The organism is Rhodothermales bacterium (assembly GCA_034439735.1).
Taxonomy (GTDB): Bacteria; Bacteroidota; Rhodothermia; order Rhodothermales; family JAHQVL01; genus JAWKNW01.
Window position 1 is genome coordinate 1 of sequence record JAWXAX010000142.1, and the last position, 3,176, is coordinate 3,176.

The window sequence follows — 3,176 nt, forward strand, 5'->3', positions numbered from 1 at the left end:
CAGCCCGGCGGCAACCCGGCGCTCAAGCCCGAGCGGGGCCGATCTTACGAGGCCGGCCTGCGCTGGCAGCCGGGGCGATTCGCGCTGCGCCCGTCCGCCGAAGTCACCTATTTCGTTCAACACACGCGCGATCAGATCGTGTGGCAGCCGGTGTCGGGCGTCGTATGGTCGCCCGAGAACATTGCCCGCGTTCATGCGCGGGGCATCGAAGCCTCGGCCGGCCTCCGGAGTCCGGGCCGGCTGGCACTCGAGGCCGAGGCGTCGTATACGCTGACGGACGCGCGGGACTGGTCGGACCCCTCCGGCGCGTCGTTCAACCGGCAGGTCCGGTACGTGCCTCGCCATCTGGCGCGGGTGTATATCGGCGCTGGCTGGCGGCGCCAGGGCTGGTCGGTGTCTGTCGACGTAGCCAGCCGGTACACGGGCCGGCGGTTTGTTACGACCGACGAGACCCAGGCGTTGGAGGCGTATCTGCTGGCCGACGCCGGCGTTCGGGTCGGCCGGCGCATCGGGCCGGCACGGCTCCGGGTCGGCGCCCATCTGGAAAATATGCTGGATACCGCCTACGAGGGCATCAAGGGGTACCCGATGCCACCGCGCCGGCTGGTGCTGACGGCGCGGCTTGCCCTGTAGCCCGTCCTCATTTCCGTTTTTCTAACCGACGGTATGCTCGGCTTATAAGGGAGACGCAATGTGTTGCGTCAAGGAGACGCAAAGTGTTGCGTCTCTACGATTCGGGAACGGGCGTTTTTGCCCGTTTAGGACCGTCGCTGCGTAACGTCATCCCGAATACGTTCTACCCTGCTTTTCCTGTTTCCATTTTCCTCATTCCTATCTCCTCATGCACAATACACTCCTTCGCGCCGGCCTCGTCGTGGCGCTTCTTGCCTCGTCATCTACCCTCGCCTTCGCCCAGTCGGAACCCATTGCCCTTTTCGTCGGCAATCAGGGCAATTTTTCTGATGCCAACGGGACGGTGACCGTCATCGACCCCAACACGCTCGGGGCGACGCAAGATGCCGTTCCGAACCTGAACACGCTGGTCCAGAGCATCGCCCTGCATAAGGGGACGGCGTATGTGATGGCGAACACGTCGGACCGGATCGATCTGTTTGACGTCGATTCCCGGGAGCGGACGGGCCAGATCGCCGGCGTTCCGAGTCCGCGGTACCTGCGCGTCGTCGGGGCGGACAAAGCCTATGTTTCCAACCTGTTCGACGCCACGGTGACGATCATCCGGCTGTCGGATGCCAGCGTCCAGGGCACGATTCCGGTGGGTGATAACCCCGAGGCCATCGCCGTCGCCGGCGGGCGGGTCTATGTGGCCAACCACGGTTTTGGGGCCGGGACGACACTCACCGTCATCGACCCCTTGACCGACGTGGTAGTGGAAACCGTGACGCCGGGGTGCGACGGACCGCGCATGCTGGAGGGTGATCTGGAGGGGGATCTGTGGGTGATGTGCACCGGCAATACCGTGTACAACGACGACTTCACCGAGATCATCTCGCAGTCGAACGGACGGGTGGTCGTGCTGGCCGGCGGAACGGGAGATGTCGTCGCCAGCTTCGACGCCACGAGCCAGCTCGGGACGGGCATCGGGGGGCAGGATGTGTATTACGACGCCGTCAGCCGGCGCTTTCTTGTCATCGAAGGGATGTCGCTGCTGGCATTCGATACGGCGTCCAATGTGTCGCTTCCGACCGTTTCGATCCCCGGCTCCGAGGCCCTCGGCGCCGTGGCGTACGACGACGTGACGAGCCGGTTTTTTGTGGGCCGGCTGAATGGCTTCACCGAGGCCGGGTTTGTCTCCGTCCACGATACGCAAGGGAGAGAGGTAGGCCGTGCCGCCGCCGGCATCGCCCCGTCGTCGATTGCGTTGTGGACGGGCGGATCGCCGGTCGCGACCGAGTCGCCAGAAATCCCTCGCCCATTCGCGCTGTCGCCCGGCTACCCGAATCCGTTTCGCGGGGCGGTTGCCATCGGGTTTCAGGTAGATGTCCCGGCTTCGGTTCGGCTGGCGGTATACAACCTGCTCGGCGAACGCGTGGCGGTGTTGGCGGAGGGCGTGTATCCGGCCGGGGCGCACGAGGTTAGGTGGGCGCCCGGCTTGTCGTCGGCTGGCGTGTACATAAGCCGGCTGGAAGTAGAAGGCGTTTCGGTGTCACGCCCGCTCACCTATGTCCGATAATCGCATGCGCATCTGCATCGATCGGTGCCTCTGCCATGGGCGGACGTTTGGCGAGATCAAAAAAATTGCCAGGGAGGCCGGCGATACGACCCTCGAAACGCTGCAACGCCGCGGCGTCTGCGGCGCCGGCTGCGGCCGGTGTCATCCGTATGTGAAGCGGATGCTGCGTACCGGGGAGACGGAGTTTCAAGAACTGGTGGGCGGGGACTGGTAGGGAGGTCTATTCGCTACACTCATCAGTCGCATGGCTCGTGTCTCCACTTCGTCTCCGGTAAGCCGGCGACTTTGGTCGAGATGACATTGATTTTTTGGGCTGCAGCCTCTTTCACTTTTCACTTTTCACTTTTCACTTTTCACTTTTCACTTTTCACTTTTTCCCCCATCCGCCGCCGCCCGGTGTTTCGATCCGGAGGCGGTCGCCGGCTTCGAATCGGCGCGAGAATTTGCCTGGGAGCGGGGTTTCCGCACCGTCGGGGTGGATGAGCGTGTTGCGGCCGGTGGTGCCGTCCTGTCCGCCGGCGAGTCCGGGCGGTCCCTGTCGCCGCCGTTCGCTCAGCATGGTGACGGTGGCGGGCCCGAGGAAGAGGTATTCCCGTACGATGCCGTCGCCGCCATTGTGGAAGCCCGCGCCTCCGCTGCCGGCGCGGAGGGCGTAGCGCGTGACGCGGAAGGGGTAGTTCATCTCCAACGCCTCGACGGGCGTGTTGCGCGTATTGGTCATGTGCACCTGCACGCCGCTTAGTCCATCCGCATTCGGGCCGGCGCCCATCCCTCCGCCGATGGTTTCGTAGTAGGCGAAAGGCGTCCTATCGGCCCGTGCGCCGCCGATGGTCAGGTTGTTCATCGTGCCCTGCGAGGCTGCCGGCACGCGGTCCGGCATGGCTTGAGCGAGCGCCCCGAGAGCGACATCTACGATCCGTTGCGAAGTCTCGACATTGCCGCCGGCGACGGCGGCAGGCGGACGGGCGTTGACGAGGCAGCCGGC

4 protein-coding genes are annotated in these 3,176 nt (G+C 64.7%); 3 read left to right on the forward strand and 1 reads right to left on the reverse strand.

Going from position 1 to position 3,176, the window contains the following annotated elements; genetic code table 11:
- The 3 genes from SH809_11130 to SH809_11140 all read left to right on the forward strand — a co-directional run.
- A partial coding sequence (locus SH809_11130) for a TonB-dependent receptor (protein MDZ4700250.1) occupies positions 1-633 on the forward strand: 633 nt, incomplete at its 5' end.
- A 208-nt stretch (positions 634-841) separates the two neighbouring features.
- The gene (locus SH809_11135; protein ID MDZ4700251.1) at positions 842-2,191 is read left to right on the forward strand and encodes a hypothetical protein; all 1,350 of its coding nucleotides are present in this window, start codon (positions 842-844) and stop codon (positions 2,189-2,191) included.
- A gap of 4 nt (positions 2,192-2,195) precedes the next feature.
- Positions 2,196-2,405, forward strand: a complete 210-nt coding sequence (locus SH809_11140; GenBank protein MDZ4700252.1) for a (2Fe-2S)-binding protein — start codon at positions 2,196-2,198, stop codon at positions 2,403-2,405.
- Positions 2,406-2,558: 153 nt separating this feature from the next.
- On the opposite strand, the gene SH809_11145 is transcribed toward SH809_11140, so the two are convergent.
- A partial coding sequence (locus SH809_11145) for a hydantoinase B/oxoprolinase family protein (protein MDZ4700253.1) occupies positions 2,559-3,176 on the reverse strand: 618 nt, incomplete at its 5' end.

Excerpts from the sequence above, each read along its gene's own strand:
- SH809_11135 (MDZ4700251.1), top strand. The coding sequence starts at position 842 with ATGCACAATACACTCCTTCGCGCCGGCCTCGTCGTGGCGCTTCTTGCC.
- SH809_11140 (MDZ4700252.1), top strand. The coding sequence starts at position 2,196 with ATGCGCATCTGCATCGATCGGTGCCTCTGCCATGGGCGGACGTTTGGC.